Raw genomic sequence first — 15795 nt, forward strand, 5'->3', positions numbered from 1 at the left:
TACTCCGATTGGAGCGCTGATGTCGCTCAACCGCCGCCAGGTGCTCGCGGGCGCCGGGCTCACGATCGCCGCCGGTCTCACGTCGCGGGTTCCCGCGCTCGCGGCCGCCGAGGAGTTCGACGTCGTCGTGGTCGGCGCGGGCGCGGCGGGCATGACGGCCGCCCTGGCCGCGGCCAAGCGCGGGCTCAGTGTCGTGGTGCTGGAGAAGGCGGCCACGTACGGCGGCTCCGCGGCCCGGTCGGGTGCCGCGATCTGGGTGCCGGGCAACGAGGTCCTGCTGAACGCCGGGGTGCCGGACAGCCCGCAGAAGGCGACGCCGTACCTCGACGCGGTCGTCGGCAACCGCGTGCCGGCCGCGCGCAAGGCCGCGTACCTCGCCAACGGCCCGGCGATGATCTCCTTCGTGCTGCGCAACAGCCCGCTGCGGTTCAGGTACATGGAGGGCTACAGCGACTACTACCCGGAGCTGCCGGGCGGCATGCCGAACGGCCGGTCGATCGAGCCGGACCTGTTGGACGGCAACATCCTCGGGCCGGAGCTGACCCACCTGAACCCGCCCTACCTGGCGACCCCGCCGGGCATGGTGGTGTTCGGCGCCGACTACAAGTGGCTCGCGATCGCCGCGGTGAACCTCAAGGGCGCAGCGGTCGCCACCGAGTGCCTGGCGCGCGGCACGAAGGCCGCTCTGCTCGGCCAGAAGCCGTTGACGATGGGACAGTCCCTGGCCGGTGGTCTGCGCGCGGGGCTGATGGCCGCCGGTGTCCCGGTGCGGCTGAACACGCCGTTGGAGGACCTGCTCGTCGAGCGCGGCGTGGTGACCGGTGTGGTCACTTCCGCCGGCCTGTTCCGCGCCCGGCGTGGCGTGATCGTCTGTTCCGGCGGGTTCGAGCACAACGCCGCGATGCGCGCCCAGTACCAGCGCCAGCCGATCGGTACCGAGTGGACGGTCGGCGCCCGCTCGAACACCGGCGACGGGCACCGGGCCGGGCAGCGCGTCGGCGCGGCGTTCGACTTGATGGACGACGCGTGGTGGGGCCCGGCGATCCCGGTGCCCGGCGACCCCTACTTCTGCCTGGCCGAGCGCACCCTGCCCGGTGGGTTGATGATCAACGCGGCGGGGCAGCGGTTCGTCAACGAGGCCGCGCCCTACAGCGACGTCGTGCACGTCATGTACGACAAGAACCCGACGGCGCCGTGCATTCCGGCGTGGCTGGTGGTCGACCATAACTACCGCAACCGGTACCTGTTCCGGGACATCGCGCCGACGCTGCCGTTGCCCGACTCGTGGTACTCGTCGGGTGCGGTGGTGAAGAACTGGTCACTCGACGGGCTCGCCGCGGCGATCGGGGCGCCCGCGTTGCCCGCCACGGTGAAGAAGTTCAACGGGATGGCGCTCGCCGGGCGGGACACCGAGTTCAAGCGCGGTGACAGCGCATACGACCACTACTACACGGATCCGGCGGTGTTCCCGAGTTCGTCGCTCGGCTCGTTGTGGCTGCCGCCGTACTACGCGTTCAAGATCGTGCCCGGTGATCTCGGGACCAAGGGCGGGATGGTCACGGACGCGCGGGCGCGGGTGCTGCGTCCGGACGGCACGGTCATTCCCGGGTTGTACGCGGCGGGCAACGCGAGCTCGGCCGTGATGGGAACGAGCTACGCGGGTGCCGGCTCCACCATCGGCCCCGCCATGACCTTCGGTTACATCGCCGCGAACGACCTCGCCGCAGGCTGACCGTTATGGCCACCATAACGGACCTCAGGTCCGTTATGGTGGCCATAACGGCACTAGCGGCCTTGGAAGTTGGGGGCGCGTTTTTCGGCGAAGGCTCGGGGGCCCTCTTTGGCGTCTTCGCTGCGGAAGACCTCCATGCCCAGCTGGGCTTCGAGGCGGAAGGCCTCGTTCTCGTGCATCGCCTCGGTCTCCCGGATGGTGCGCAGGATCGCCTGCACCGCAAGGGGTCCATTGGCCTCGATCAACGAAGCCAGCTCCATCGCCTTGGTCAACGCCTCACCGTCGGGCACGACGTGTCCGATGAGGCCGATCTCCAACGCCTCACGCGCCTTGATGTGCCGCCCGGTGAGCAACAGGTCCGCGGCGACCGTGTAGGGAATCTGCCGGGGGAGCCGCACCGTGGACCCGCCGAGCGGGAAGAGGCCCCACCGCGCCTCGGACACGCCGAACCGCGCGCTCTCGCCCGCGACCCGGATGTCGGTGGCCTGCAGGATCTCCGTGCCGCCGGCGATCGCCGGACCCTCCACCGCGGCGATCAACGGCTTCGTCAGGCGTCGTCCCTTCAACAGCGCGTCGATCACCGACAGGTCGAGATCGCCGAAGTTGTCGCTGGGGTGACTGGACGTCATCGCCTTCAGGTCGGCGCCCGCACAGAACGCGCCACCTGCTCCAGTCAAGACGCACACCCGGACATCTGGATCGGAGTCCACGCGGTCCCACGCCTCGCGCATGATCTTCATCATCTCGCCGGACAGGGCGTTGCGCGCCGAAGGCCGGTTCATCGTGACGACCAGAACGTGCCCGACCAAGTCCACCAAGCAATCTGGTCCTGTCGTGGTCGTCATCGAGACGCCTCCTGGATCGAGTCTGACCGCATGGGGGATTGTCGCCAACAGTAACACGTTCTACTTTGACCGGCATGGCCCTCAATGTCGCAGACCTGGTCGAACACGCTGCCGACACCGTCCCGGATCGCGTCGCACTCATCTGCGGCGACCGGAGGTCCACCTACGCCCAGCTCGAGGAGCGGGCCAATCGTTTGGCCCACCACCTGCAAAATCGTGGCATCGGCAAGGGTTCGCACGTGGGTCTGTACGGGCGCAACTCGGTCGAGCTCGTCGAGGCCATGCTCGCGGTCTACAAGTTACGGGCCGTCGCGATCAACGTGAACTATCGGTACACCAAGAACGAGTTACAGTATCTGTTTACCGAGTCGGACATCGTCGCTCTCGTGCACGAGGAGTGCTACACGTCGGTGGTGGCCGAGGTGGAGGCGCCGCGGCTCGAGCACACCGTGGTGATCGGCGGCGACTACGAGGCGGCGCTCGCCGAGGCCTCGCCGGAGCGGGACTTCGGGCCGCGCAGCGGTGACGACATCTACATCCTCTACACCGGCGGCACCACGGGCATGCCGAAGGGCGTGATGTGGCGGCACGAGGACGTGTGGCGCACGCTCGGCGGCGGCATCGACTTCGTGACCGGTGAGTGGATCAACGACGAGTGGCAGCAGGCCAACGCGGGCAAGGCGTACGGGCTGGTGCGGATGTGCCTGCCGCCGCTGATCCACGGCGCCGCGCAGTGGGCGATGCTCGGCGCGCTGTTCTCCTGCGGCACCGCGGTGCTCGTGCCGAAGTTCGACCCGGCCGAGGTCTGGCGGGTGATCGAGCGCGAGAAGGTGAACATCCTGTCGATCGTCGGCGACGCCATGGGCCGGCCGCTGATCGAGGAGTTCCAGCGCGGACAGTACGACGCGTCGTCGCTGGGAGTCATCAACAGCAGCGCCGCGCTGTTCTCGCACACCGTCAAGGAGCAGTACCACGAGCTGCTGCCGCACGTGACGCTGCTCGAGTCGATCGGCGCGAGTGAGACCGGTTCCACGGGCATCGGCGCGGTGTCCAAGGAGATCGGCAAGACCGACGGCACGCGGGTGACGCTCAACGCCGACACCATCGTCATCGACGACGACAACCAGAAGATCGAACCGAAACCCGGCGTCGTCGGCCGGCTGGCGCGGGGCGGCAACATCCCGCTCGGCTACTACAAGGACCCGGAGAAGACCGCGCGGATGTTCGTCGAGGTCGACGGCAAGCGGTACACGGTCCCCGGCGACTACGCGCGGTTCGAGGAGGACGGCACGATCACGTTGCTGGGCCGCGGGAACACGTGCGTCAACACCGGCGGGGAGAAGGTCTTCCCCGAGGAGGTCGAGGCCGCGCTCAAGTCGCACCCGGACGTCTTCGACGCGCTCGTGATCGGCGTGCCGGACGACACGCTCGGCCAGCGGGTCGGCGCGCTGGTCCAGCCCAGGCCGGGTGCCGCACCGACACTGTCCGAACTGGACGAACACGTGCGCGAGGTGATCGCGGGCTACAAGGTGCCGCGCAGCCTGTGGCTCGTCGACGAGATCAGCCGGACGCCCAGTGGCAAGCCGGACTACCAGTGGGCGCATCGGTACGTCGAGGAGCAAGACCATGCGCACCAGCCTGTGTGACACGTTCGGCATCGAGCTCCCGATCTTCGGCTTCACGCCGTCCGAGCACGTGGCGGCGGCGATCAGCCGCGCGGGCGGCATGGGCGTGCTGGGCTGCGTGCGGTTCAACGACGCCGCGGACCTCGACCGCGCGCTGACGTGGATGGACGAGAACACCGACGGCAAGCCCTACGGCGTCGACATCGTCATGCCCGCCAAGGTGCCCGCCGAAGGAACGCAGGTCGATCTGGACAAGCTCATTCCTCAGGGACACAAGGACTTCGTCGAACGAACGCTGCAGAAGCTGGGCGTGCCGCCATTGAGCGACGACACCCACGAAGGCGTGCTCGGCTGGCTGCACTCCGTCGCGCGCTCGCACGTCGACGTCGCGCTCGAGCACCCGATCAAGCTGATCGCGAACGCCCTGGGTTCGCCGCCGGTCGATGTCATCGAACGCGTGCACGAGCACAACGTCCCGGTCGCCGCGCTCGCCGGGAAGGCCGAACACGCGCGCAGACATGTCGAGAACGGCGTGGACATCGTGGTGGCGCAAGGATATGAGGCCGGCGGGCACACCGGTGAGATCGCCTCCATGGTGCTCATCCCGGAGATCGCCGACGCGGTCGACGTGCCGGTGCTCGCCGCGGGCGGCATCGGATCGGGACGGCAGGCCGCCGCGGCGCTCGCGCTGGGCGCGTCCGGGGTGTGGATGGGCTCGTACTGGCTGACGACCGCCGAGTACGCGCTCGGCAACGACGCCACGCAGCAGGCACTCCTCAAGGCGAGCTCGAGCGACACCGTGCGCAGCCGTATCTATACGGGGAAACCCGCGCGGTTGCTGAAGACCCGCTGGACGGATGCCTGGGCTGAGCCGGACGCACCGGACCCGTTGCCCATGCCGCTGCAGAATCTCCTTGTCTCAAAAGCACATAGGAGAATTGCCAGTTCTGCCGACCCTAGCGTGGTGTCGATGCCGGTCGGTCAGATCGTCGGGCGGATGAACGAGGTCCGCCCGGTCGCCGAGGTCGTCGCGGCGCTGGTGCGCGAGTTCGACGAAGCCGTGGAACGGCTGGACAAGGTTCGGTGAACAATGACGTTCGGGCGTAGGGCGTTTCTTGCGGGCGCCGGTGCGGCGGCGCTCTCTTCGGTAGTACGGCCCGCTGAGGCGGCCACTTTCTACCCGGCCGTGGTGGTCGGCTCGGGATACGGCGGCGCGGTCGCCGCATTGCGGCTCGGCCAGGCCGGCGTCTCGACGCTCGTGCTGGAGATGGGCAAGAGCTGGGACAAGCCCGGCCCCGACGGCAAGATCTTCTGCCAGATGACGAACCCGGATCAGCGTTCCATGTGGTTCCGCAAGCGGACCGAGGCGCCGCTCGCGACGTTCCTCTGGCTCGACGTGATCAACAAGAACATCACCCCCTACGCCGGTGTCCTGGACCGCGTCGCGTATGGCGACATGTCCGTCTACGTGGGACGCGGTGTCGGCGGCGGTTCACTGGTGAACGGCGGCATGGCCGTCACGCCACTGCGCTCGTACTTCGAGGAGGTGCTGCCGCAGGTCGACGCGAACGAGATGTACGGGAAGTACTTCCCGCGCGCCAACGCCGCCCTCGGGGTCAACTCCATCTCCTCGCAGTACTTCGAGAACAGCGAGGCGTACAAGTTCGCGCGCGTGTCGCGGCAGCAGGCGGGGGCCGCGGGCTTCGGCACCACGTTCATCCCGAACGTGTACGACTTCGGTTACATGGAACGGGAAGAGCGGGGTGAGGTGCCGCGTTCGGCACTTGCCGCCGAGGTCATCTACGGCAACAACCACGGCAAGCGCTCGCTGGACCGGTCCTACCTGCCGGCGGCCGTGGGCACCGGCAAGGTGACCATCGCGCCGCTGCACCGGCTGAAGGCCGTGCGCCAGAACTCCGACGGCACGTATGTGCTGACCGTGCAGGAGTCGACGGCCGAGGGCGCGGTCGTCGCGGTCAAGGAGATCGGCTGCAAGCACCTGTTCCTCGCGGGCGGGTCGATCGGCACGACCGAGATCCTGTTGCGGGCCCGCGAGACGGGTGCGTTGCCGGGACTCAGTTCCGAGATCGGCAAGGGCTGGGGCCACAACGGCAACATCATGACCGCCCGCGCCAACCACATCTGGAACCCGACCGGATCGCTGCAGTCCGGCATGCCGTGCCTGGGCATCGACGATCGTGCGAACACTTCGAGGCCCGTGTTCGCGGAGATCGCGCCGATGCCCGCGGGCCTGGAGACCTGGGTGAGCCTGTACCTGGCGATCACCAAGAACCCCGAGCGCGGCCGGTTCGTCTACGACTCGGCCACCGACTCGGCGAAACTGCTGTGGTCACGTTCGCAGAACGCGCCTTCGGTCGCGGCGGCCAAGGGCCTGTTCGACACGATCAACCAGCGGAACGGGACCGTGTACCGGTACGACCTGTTCGGCGGCAACCGGGCGTTCGCGGACGATTTCTGCTACCACCCGCTCGGCGGTTGCGTGCTGGGCAAGGCGACCGATCTCTACGGCCGCCTCAAGGGATACCGGAACCTCTACGCGATCGATAGCTCGCTGATTCCGGGCACGATCGGCGTCAACCCGTTCGTCACGATCACCGCGCTGGCGGAACGCAACGTCGAACGGATCATCGCGGAAGATGTGAACTGAGTGCTATGAGGGGAGCTTTGCAAGCGGTCAACGCTTGGAAAGCTCCCCTCATAGCACTTCCCCGAGCTTGAGCAGCTGGGCGGTCGCGCCGCCCAGCTCGAACTCGGCCCGCTTGGCCGCGGTGAAGTAGCGGTGCAGGTCGTGGCTCATGTCGATGCCGGTGCCGCCGTGGACGTGCACGGCCGTGTGCGCCACGCGGTGCCCGGCGTCGGCGGCCCAGAACTTCGCCGTCGCGACCTCGGCGTCCGCCGGCAGGTCCTGCGCCACGAGTGACGCGGCCTGCCACAGCGTCAGCCGGATCGCGGTCACGTCGATGAACGCGTCGGCCAGCCGTTGCGCCACCGCCTGGAAAGAACCGATCGGGCGGTCGAACTGCACGCGGGTGCGGGCGTACTCGGACGTCAGCTCCAGCGCGCGTTCGGTCACGCCGAGCTGGAACGCGCACAGGCCGACCGTGTACCGCGTGGCCACCCAGTCGGTGACCGCGCCGAGTCGTTCCGCGCGCACGGCGGAGAACTCCAGCTGAGCCGCGTCGCCGTGCACCAGCTCCTGTGGCGTGATGGTCACTTCACCGGGCTCGACCAGGAACACGTCCGCACCCGCGGTGACAAGGAACAGCTGAGCGGTCGTCCCGTACGGCACCGTGATCTTCTCGCCGGTGAGCTGCCAGCCGTCCTCGATCTCCTCGGCGACGACCTCGCCCTCGAAGGCGATCGTGAGCACGGGTTGCCGCGCCACCAGCCACTTCGCCTTCTGCGCCGGTGTGCCGAAGCGGGCCAGCGCGGACGCGGCGACGATCGTCGGCAGGTAGGGGACCGGTGCCACCGCGCGGCCCAGTTCGACGAGCACCGCGCACTGTTCGAGCACGCCGAACCCGTCGCCGCCCACCTCCTCCGGCAGGGCCGCGGCCAGGACGCCCGCGGATGCGAGGTCGGACCACAGGTGGTCGGCGGGTCCGGAAAGGATCTTGCGGGTCAACGCCGCCAGCTCGCGCTGTGCCTCGGTCAGTGCGAAGTCCACAGGTCCCCCTTAGCGTGGAGCGGCTGGAAGTTTGAGCCCGGCCCGCGCGATGATGTCGCGCTGGATCTCGTTGGTGCCGCCGCCGAACGTGAGGATCAGCGCCGAGCGGTGCATGCGTTCGACCCGGCCGCGCAGCAGCGCGCCCGGTGACCCGGTACGCACCATCCCGCCGGCGCCCAGGACCTCCATCAGCAGCCGGTACGCCTCGGTGGCGAACTCGGTGCCGAACACCTTGGTGGCCGAGGCCTCCGCGGGGCTCGGCGCCTGCTCGGCCTCGGCGGCGATCTTCCAGTTGATCAGCTTGAGGAACTCGGTCTTCGCGTGCACGCGCGCGAGGTGTACGCGCACCCACTCGTGTGAGATGGCACCGGTTTCCCGGGCCCAGTCGAGAACTTCGTTGAACGCCGTCTGCAACGGGGCCGCCGAGCAGAGCGCGACGCGTTCGTGGTTGAGCTGGTTGGTGATCAGCTTCCAGCCCTGGTTCTCCGTGCCGACGAGGTTCGACGCCGGCACGCGCACGTCCGAGTAGTAGGTGGCGCTGGTGGTCGGGCCGGACATCGTGCGCACCGGCGTCCAGGAGAAGCCTTCGGAGTCGGTCGGCACGATCAGCATCGACAGGCCCTTGTGCTTCGGGGCGTCGGGATCGGTACGGCATGCCAGCCAGATGTAGTCGGCGAACTGGACGAGGCTGGTCCACATCTTCTGGCCGTTGATGACGTACTCGTCGCCCTCGCGCACCGCACGGGTGCGCAGCGAGGCGAGGTCGGTGCCCGCCTCGGGCTCGGAGTAGCCGATCGAGAAGTGGATCTCACCCGAGGCGATTCTCGGCAGGTAGAAGGCTTTCTGCTCGTCCGTGCCGTAGGCCATGATCGTCGGGCCGACCGAGTTGAGCGTCAGGAACGGTACGGGCGCACCGGCCACCGCCGCCTCGTCCACGAAGATCAGCTGCTCGATCATCGGGCGGTCGCGGCCGCCGTACTCCTCCGGCCAGCCGATCGTCAGCCAGCCGTCGCGCCCCATCTGGCGGACGGTCTCCTTGTACACCTCGGCATCGCCGTAGTCGACGCCCGGCCTGGTCAGCGCCTCGCGGCGCTCGTCGGTCATCAGCGCGGCGAAGTACGCCCGCAACTCACGGCGCAGTTCTTCCTGCTCGGGCGTGAATCCGATGCGCATGAGCACTACTCTAGAACAAGTTCTAGCGGCGTGTCAGGAGGTAGTCGTGAGAGTCAGCGTCGACCACGCCCTGTGCGAGGCGAACGGTCTCTGCGTCGGGATCCTGCCCGAGGTCTTCGATCTCGACGACGATGAGCTGCTGCAGGTACGAGAAGGTGTGTTGACCGACGACGAGGAGGAACGCGGGCGGCTCGCGGTGACCACGTGCCCGAAGCGCGCGCTCGCGATACGCGAATGACCCACACCTTTGGCCCTTGTGGCGAATAAGAACAGATTCTACTGTGCCAAACCAGTGACGGCCGTGAGCTCGACGAGGAGTGATACCGGTGAAGGCAGCCGTGCTGAACCAGGTCGGCGACGACAAGCTCGAGCTCCGCGACGACGTGACGACAACCGCGCCGGGACCGGACGAGGTCCGGATCAGGATGAGGGCGTGCGGGGTCTGCCACAGCGACCTGTCCGCAATGGACGGAACGCTCCCGGCACTCGCACCCGGCGTGATCGGGCACGAGGGCGCGGGCGAGGTGGTCGAGGTCGGCAGCGCGGTGACGTCGCTCGCGGTCGGTGACCACGTGCTGATCACGTTCGTGCCGCCGTGCGGCAAGTGCGCCCAGTGCGCGAGCGGCCAGTCCCACCTGTGCCTGGTGCACACGCTGGCCGCGTTCACCTCGCCGCGGTTCGTCGTCGGTGGCGCGCCCGCGTTCGGCTACGCGGGTCTGGGCGCGTTCGCGGAGGAGCTCGTCGTACCCGCGGACGGCGCGGTGAAGATCGACAACGACGTGCCGTTCGAGATCGCGGCACTGATCGCGTGCGGCGTGATGACCGGCGTCGGCTCGGTGCTCAACACGGCGAAGGTCGAGCCGGGGTCGAGCGTCGCGGTCATCGGCTGTGGTGGTGTCGGCGTCTCGGTGATCCAGGGTGCGCGGCTCGCGGCCGCGTCGCGGATCGTCGCGGTCGACCCGATCGTCGAGAAGCACGAGGTGGCCAAGAAGTTCGGCGCCACGCACGCCACCACGCCCGAGGGCGTCGCGGACCTCAACAACCAGCTCAACGGCGGCATGGGCTTCGACTACACGTTCGACGTCGTGGGCCTGCCGCAGACGATCCGCTCGGCCTGGGACCTGGCGCGGCGCGGCGGGCACGTCACCGTCGTCGGCGCCGGACGGGCCGACGCGATGGTGCAGTTCAGCGCCCAGGAGTTGTTCCTGCACGACAAGACGCTGCACGGGTCGTTCTACGGCACGTCGAACGTGCGCCGGGACGTGCCGCGGCTGATCTCGTTGTGGCGCGAAGGCCGGCTGGATTTGGAAAGCATGATCAGCAAGCGGATCAAGCTCGACGACATCAACGAGGGCCTGCAGGCGTTGCGCGGCGGCGGCTCGCTCATCCGGCAGGTTGTCACCTTCGATTAGGAGACGTTCCACAGTGGACCTTGCGGGGAAGGTTGCGATCGTCACCGGCGCGGGTGCCGGGCTGGGCCGCGCGGAGGCGCTGGAGCTGGCCCGCGGAGGCGCACACGTCGTCCTGAACGATCTTCCGGGTGCCCTGGCGGCGGTGGCGGCGGAGATCGAGGAGCTCGGTGCCAAGTGCGCCGTGGTCGAGGGCGACGTGGGGGAGAGGGCCACGGCGGACGCGCTGCTCGCGTCCGCCGTGGAGCACTTCGGCGGCCTGCACGTGCTGGTCAACAACGCGGGCGTGCTGCGCGACCGCATGCTGTTCAACATGTCCGACGAGGACTGGGATCTCGTCATGCGCGTGCACCTGCGCGGCCACTTCCTGTTGTCCCGCAACGCCGCCGCGTACTGGCGGCAGCAGTCGAAGGACACCGGCGGCCCGGTGTACGCGCGGGTGGTGAACACCTCGTCCGAGGCGTTCCTGCTCGGGCCGGAGGGACAGCCGAACTACGCGGCCGCCAAGGCCGGGATCGCCGCGCTGACCGTGTCGACCGCGCGCGGTTTGGCGCGCTATGGAGTGCGCGCCAACGCGATCTGCCCGCGTGCCCGGACCGCGATGACCGCCCATGTTTTCGGAGATGCGCCTTCCGGGTCGGATCCACTGGATCCGGTGCACGTCGCGAAGTTCGTCGCCTACCTGGCATCGCCGGCCGCCGAGTCGATCAGCGGTCAGGTCTTCGTCGTGCACGGCGGCGCGGTCACGCTGATGGCCCCGCCGACCGTGGAACGGCGCTTCGACGCGGTCGGTGAAGTGGGCGAGTACTTCGCCGGCCGCGATCCACAACGGACTTTCTCCTGTACCGAAACGCTCAACCCGTAGGAGGAGCTGTGACGCTCACCGTGCAGCCGCATCGGGAGACGCTCGGCCTGAAGGACGGCCAGCTGCTCATCGGCGGACAGTTCCGCGCGGCCGAGGAGACCTGGACGCACCGGCACCCCGCGACGGCGGAGGAGATCGGCACGTTCGCCATCGCGTCCGAACGGGACGTCGACGACGCGGTTCGCGCCGCCCGCAAGGCGTTCGACGAGGGCCCGTGGCCGACGAGCCGCGCCGGGTCGCGCGTGAAGATCCTGCGCCGGTACGGCGACCTGCTGCGGGAGCATGCCGACGAGCTGCGTGGCCTGCAGGCGCTGGACAACGGCGTTCCGTTGTCGTTCAAGCAGGTCTACGCGACGTCGGTGGAGATCGCCGCGGACATCTTCGACCACCACGCGGGCTGGATCGACAAGGTCGGCGGTCAGACGCTGCCGCCGTACCAGGGCGGCGACCACCTCGCGATGACGTTCCGCGAACCCATCGGTGTCGTGGCCGCGATCCTGCCGTGGAACGCGCCGTTCGTGCTGTTCGCGCAGAAGCTCGCGCCCGCGCTGGCCGCCGGGTGCACGGTCGTGCTGAAGCCGTCGGAGTACGCGTCGTTCTGCGTGATCCGCATGGTCGAGCTGCTCGTCGAGGCCGGCGTGCCCGACGGCGTGGTCAACCTGGTCACCGGTCCCGGCGACCCGACCGGCGAGGCGCTGGTCAACCACCCGCTGGTCGACAAGATCAGCTTCACCGGCAGCCGCGAGGTCGGCAAGCGGATCGTGCAGGCGTCGGCCGGCACGATGAAGCGGGTTTCCCTGGAGCTGGGCGGAAAGAGCCCGGCGCTGGTGTTCGCCGACGCGCCGAACATCGGGCTGGCGGCGATGACGGCCATGGGTTCGGTGACCATGGGCCTGTCCGGCCAGGCGTGCGTCGCGCAGACGCGGGCGCTGGTGCAGCGCGAGGTGCACGACGAGTTCGTCGCCACCGCGCAGATGCTCGCCGGCGCGATCACGTTCGGCGACCCGTTCGACCCGGCCGTGCTCGCCTGCCCGTTGATCAACGCGCGGCAGCTGGACCGGGTCATGGGCTACATCTCGCGCGGGCAGGAGGAAGGCGCCCGGCTGGTCACCGGCGGGCAGCGGCTCGAAGGTGACTTCGCCGCCGGCAACTTCGTGTCGCCGGCGATCTTCGCGGACGTGCGCAACGACATGACCGTGGCCCGCGAGGAGATTTTCGGGCCGGTGCTGACGGTGGTGCCGTTCGACGACGAGGACGAGGCCGTCCGGATCGCCAACGACACCGAGTACGGCCTGGGCGCCGGGCTCTACACCAACGACGTGCGGCGCGCGTTCCGGCTCGCCCGCCGGCTGCGGGCGGGAACCGTTGGCATCAACGGATACCAGCTCGAGCCGCACCTGCCGTTCGGCGGGTTCAAGCAGTCCGGGCTCGGTCGCGAGGGCGGGCAGTCGGCGTACGAGGCGTACACGGAGCTCAAGACCGTGATGATGCCGCTGACAGACGAGCTGATGTGATGCGGCTTTCCGGGAAGGTCGCCCTGATCACCGGTGGGGCGCGCGGCCAGGGTGCGGCCGCAGCCCGCCGGTTCGTGGCCGAAGGGGCGTCCGTGATGATCACCGACGTCCTCGACACACCGGGCAAGGAGCTCGCCTCGTCACTGGGTGCCCTGTACTGCCACCTGGACGTGTCGTCCGAGGACGACTGGGCGCAGGCCGTTTCGTCCACTGTGGATGCTTACGGCGAGATCTCGGTGCTGGTCAACAACGCCGGCGTGCTGCACTTCTCGGCGTTGGAGAAGACGACCCTGGCCGACTACCAGCGGGTGATCGGGATCAACCAGGTGGGCACGTTCCTCGGCATGCGTGCGGTCATCCCGTCGATGAAACGCGCCGGCGGTGGTTCGATCGTGAACGTGTCGTCGGTCGAGGGGCTCGCGGGCATGCCGCACCTCGTCGCCTACACCGCCAGCAAGTTCGCCATCCGCGGCATGACCAAGGTCGCCGCGATGGAGCTCGGAGAGCACGGGATCCGGGTCAACTCCGTGCACCCCGGCGCGATCGACACCCAGATGGTCCCGGAGACCCTCGGTGTGCCGATCGACCTGTCACCGGTCGGCCGGCGGGTGGCGATGCGGCGCGTCGGTCAGCCGGAGGAGGTCGCGAACCTGGTGCTGTTCCTGGCGAGCGACGAGAGCTCTTACTGCACCGGTGGCGAGTTCGCGGTCGACGGCGGTGCGACGGCGACCCATGGTTTGTCGGGTTGATAACTTCAGTGTGGACCGAAAGATAAGACTTGGTTAGGCCGGGTCTAAAACCGAGCCAAGGACGACCACGGCACGACCGGGCGTTCCTACCGTTCCGCACGTGACGGAAGACTTCTCCCGCGCTGCGCGGCTCGTCGTGGTGTGCGACTACGACCTCGTCGAAGGCCCGGAGGCGGTACGCGCGCTGAGGTCGCTGGCCGAGCTGCCCGCGACGACCGTGGTGGTGCACTCGCAACGTCCGGTCGGCGATCTCGCCGTCGAGACGCGGCTGCCCGCCGAGATCCGCCTGGTCGGCGGTGTGTCCACAGTGGACGAGCCGGGCGTGCGGATCGGCGACATGAAGCAGCTCGCGACGCTGCTGGAGGAACGCCGCAGGTGGCAGTTCGGCGCCGCGGCGGTGCCGATCGAACGGCACAGCCTGCTGTCCAACCAGCGGGCGCTCGCGTTGCTCACGCCGGACGCGCGCGTGACGTGGCTCTGCCACCCGCAGCCGGACTCGCCGGCGCTCTTCGCCGAGCTGCTCGGCGGACCGGACGCCGGGCACTTCTCGGTCCGCCCCCAGCACGGCCGGTTGCCGCTCGGGCAGCGCTACCTGCCGGGCACGACGACGGTCGAGACGCGCTGGGCGGGCCTGCTGGTCACCGACTACCTCACCCACGACACCGGCCAGCACCGCACCGACCTCGTGCGGGTCGTGACGGGCCGGGTGCCCGCGGTCGTCGAGTTCGCGCCGCGGCCGGAGTTCGGGCAGGTCCACGTCCGGCTCTCGCTTGTGGCGGACGGCCTGCGGGTCGTCGGCACCGCCGAGCCGATCGTGCTGCGCGCACCCGGCGTCGAGTGGGAGATCGACGGCGACACCGCGCGGGCCGTCGTGCACCCGCCCGCGGTGCTGGAACTGCGCTGCGGCACCGACGATCTCGCTGCCGTTCCCGAGGAACCCCGCCGCCGGCAGGCCCAGGAGCACTGGAGCGCGTGGCTCGACGGGCTGACGTTGCCGGGTGTGCGGCGGGACCTGGTGGCGCGGTCGGCGTTGACGCTGCGCGCGTTGTGCCACGCGCAAACCGGGGCGATCCTGGCCGCGGCGACGACGTCGCTGCCCGAGCAGATCGGCGGCGTGCGCAACTGGGACTACCGGTACTGCTGGGTGCGCGACGGCGCGCTGACCGCCCAGGCGCTGGTGTCGCTGGGTTCGACGGCCGAAGCGGAGGCGTTCCTCGACTGGTTGCACGGCGTGCTCGAGACCGTGCCCGGCCCGGAGCGGTTGCACCCGCTGTACTCGGTGCGCGGCGGGCCGATCCAGGCGGAGGCCGTCATCGGCACGCTGTCCGGGTACGCGGGGTCGCGGCCGGTGCGGGTCGGGAACCTGGCCGACCAGCAGGTGCAGCTCGACGTGTTCGGGCCGGTGGTCTCCCTGGTGTACGACCTCGCCGTCGCGCGCGGCTTGCTGGCTTCCCGCGACTGGGACGTCGTGTGCGCCATGGTCGAGGCGGTCAGGCGCCGCTGGCACGAACCGGACCACGGCATCTGGGAGGAACGGCACGTGCCGCGCCACCGCGTGTACTCGCGCGTGATGTGCTGGCAGACGGTCGACCGGGCCATCGCGATCGCCTCGCGGTTCGGGCGTCCGGTTGCCCCCGATTGGTGCTCGTTGCGGGACGCCATCGCCGCTGACGTGCTCGAACACGGCTGGAACGCCTCGGTCGGCGCGTTCACCACGGCGTACGACGGGACGGATCTCGACGCCGCGTCGCTGCACATCGGGCTGTCGGGGTTGCTCGATCCGGCCGACGAGCGGTTCGCCTCGACGGTCAGCGCGATCGAGGCGGAGCTGCGCAGCGGGCCGACCGTGTACCGGTACCGGCGTGACGACGGGCTGCCCGGCGACGAGGGCGGGTTCCACCTGTGCACGGCGTGGCTGGTCGAAGCCTATTTGCGGACCGGGCGGCGGACCGAGGCCGAGGAGCTGTTCAAGTGGTTCGTCGACTGCGCCGGGCCGACCGGGCTGCTGGCGGAGGAGTACGACCCGATCACCGAACGCTCCCTCGGCAACCATCCGCAGGCGTACAGCCACCTGGGCCTGATCCGCTGCGCGCAGCTGCTCGATCAGGGGTGAAGTGCCGTCATGGCCACCTTTGCTGCGTCCCCCGCAGCAAAGGTGGCCTTAACGACACCAAGCGTCCTGAAGGGCACCCTCA

At 69.2% G+C, this 15795-nt stretch carries 13 protein-coding genes; 10 read left to right on the forward strand and 3 right to left on the reverse strand.

The features are described 5' to 3' along the window. The first annotated feature begins 19 nt into the window (after positions 1-19). Positions 20-1732 carry a 3-oxosteroid 1-dehydrogenase gene (kstD, locus tag QSK35_RS19585; RefSeq protein ID WP_285748122.1) on the forward strand — a complete coding sequence of 571 codons (1713 nt, stop codon included), beginning with the start codon at positions 20-22 and terminating at the stop codon, positions 1730-1732. A gap of 53 nt (positions 1733-1785) precedes the next feature. Here kstD and QSK35_RS19590 read toward each other — a convergent pair whose 3' ends face one another. Further along, positions 1786-2577, reverse strand: coding sequence for a crotonase/enoyl-CoA hydratase family protein (locus QSK35_RS19590; RefSeq protein ID WP_285748124.1), 792 nt, complete (start codon positions 2575-2577; stop codon positions 1786-1788). 74 nt (positions 2578-2651) lie between these two features. Between QSK35_RS19590 and QSK35_RS19595 the strand changes: the two genes are divergently transcribed. From QSK35_RS19595 to QSK35_RS19605, 3 genes are read left to right on the forward strand one after another with little or no spacing between them, the layout of a single operon-like run. Beyond that, the gene (locus QSK35_RS19595) at positions 2652-4223 is read left to right on the forward strand and encodes an acyl-CoA synthetase (protein ID WP_285748126.1); all 1572 of its coding nucleotides are present in this window, start codon (positions 2652-2654) and stop codon (positions 4221-4223) included. After that, positions 4204-5289: an NAD(P)H-dependent flavin oxidoreductase gene (locus QSK35_RS19600; protein WP_285748128.1), complete on the forward strand. Its 1086-nt coding sequence runs from the start codon at positions 4204-4206 to the stop codon at positions 5287-5289. Before QSK35_RS19595 ends, QSK35_RS19600 begins: the two co-directional genes overlap by 20 nt. A gap of 3 nt (positions 5290-5292) precedes the next feature. Then, positions 5293-6870, forward strand: a complete 1578-nt coding sequence (locus QSK35_RS19605; RefSeq protein ID WP_285748130.1) for a GMC oxidoreductase — start codon at positions 5293-5295, stop codon at positions 6868-6870. 48 nt (positions 6871-6918) lie between these two features. Here the strand turns inward: QSK35_RS19605 and QSK35_RS19610 are convergent, their stop codons facing one another. Continuing rightward, entirely contained in the window at positions 6919-7890 is a 972-nt protein-coding gene (locus QSK35_RS19610; protein WP_285748133.1) for an acyl-CoA dehydrogenase family protein, read from the reverse strand. A 9-nt stretch (positions 7891-7899) separates the two neighbouring features. Further along, positions 7900-9063 carry an acyl-CoA dehydrogenase family protein gene (locus QSK35_RS19615; protein WP_285748137.1) on the reverse strand — a complete coding sequence of 388 codons (1164 nt, stop codon included), beginning with the start codon at positions 9061-9063 and terminating at the stop codon, positions 7900-7902. Between the two features lie 46 nt (positions 9064-9109). On the opposite strand from QSK35_RS19615, the gene QSK35_RS19620 reads away from it, so the two are divergent. The 6 genes from QSK35_RS19620 (at position 9110) to QSK35_RS19645 (ending at position 15713) form a co-directional block, all read left to right on the forward strand. Further along, positions 9110-9301, forward strand: coding sequence for a ferredoxin (locus tag QSK35_RS19620; RefSeq protein WP_285748139.1), 192 nt, complete (start codon positions 9110-9112; stop codon positions 9299-9301). An 88-nt stretch (positions 9302-9389) separates the two neighbouring features. Further along, complete coding sequence (locus tag QSK35_RS19625; protein ID WP_285748141.1) at positions 9390-10475, forward strand: Zn-dependent alcohol dehydrogenase; 1086 nt, start codon at positions 9390-9392, stop codon at positions 10473-10475. A gap of 13 nt (positions 10476-10488) precedes the next feature. Continuing rightward, on the forward strand, positions 10489-11337 hold the full coding sequence (locus QSK35_RS19630; protein ID WP_285748144.1) for a 3-oxoacyl-ACP reductase: 849 nt from the start codon (positions 10489-10491) through the stop codon (positions 11335-11337). Positions 11338-11345: 8 nt separating this feature from the next. Further along, positions 11346-12851: an aldehyde dehydrogenase family protein gene (locus QSK35_RS19635; protein WP_285748145.1), complete on the forward strand. Its 1506-nt coding sequence runs from the start codon at positions 11346-11348 to the stop codon at positions 12849-12851. Beyond that, the gene (locus tag QSK35_RS19640; RefSeq protein ID WP_285748147.1) at positions 12851-13600 is read left to right on the forward strand and encodes a glucose 1-dehydrogenase; all 750 of its coding nucleotides are present in this window, start codon (positions 12851-12853) and stop codon (positions 13598-13600) included. The genes QSK35_RS19635 and QSK35_RS19640 overlap by 1 nt, the downstream gene beginning before the upstream one ends. Positions 13601-13700: 100 nt before the next feature. Further along, positions 13701-15713, forward strand: coding sequence for a glycoside hydrolase family 15 protein (locus tag QSK35_RS19645; protein ID WP_502881681.1), 2013 nt, complete (start codon positions 13701-13703; stop codon positions 15711-15713). The last annotated feature ends 82 nt before the right edge of the window (positions 15714-15795 follow it).

Source organism: Lentzea sp. NBRC 105346 (genome assembly GCF_030269605.1).
In the GTDB taxonomy this organism is placed as follows: domain Bacteria; phylum Actinomycetota; class Actinomycetes; order Mycobacteriales; family Pseudonocardiaceae; genus Lentzea.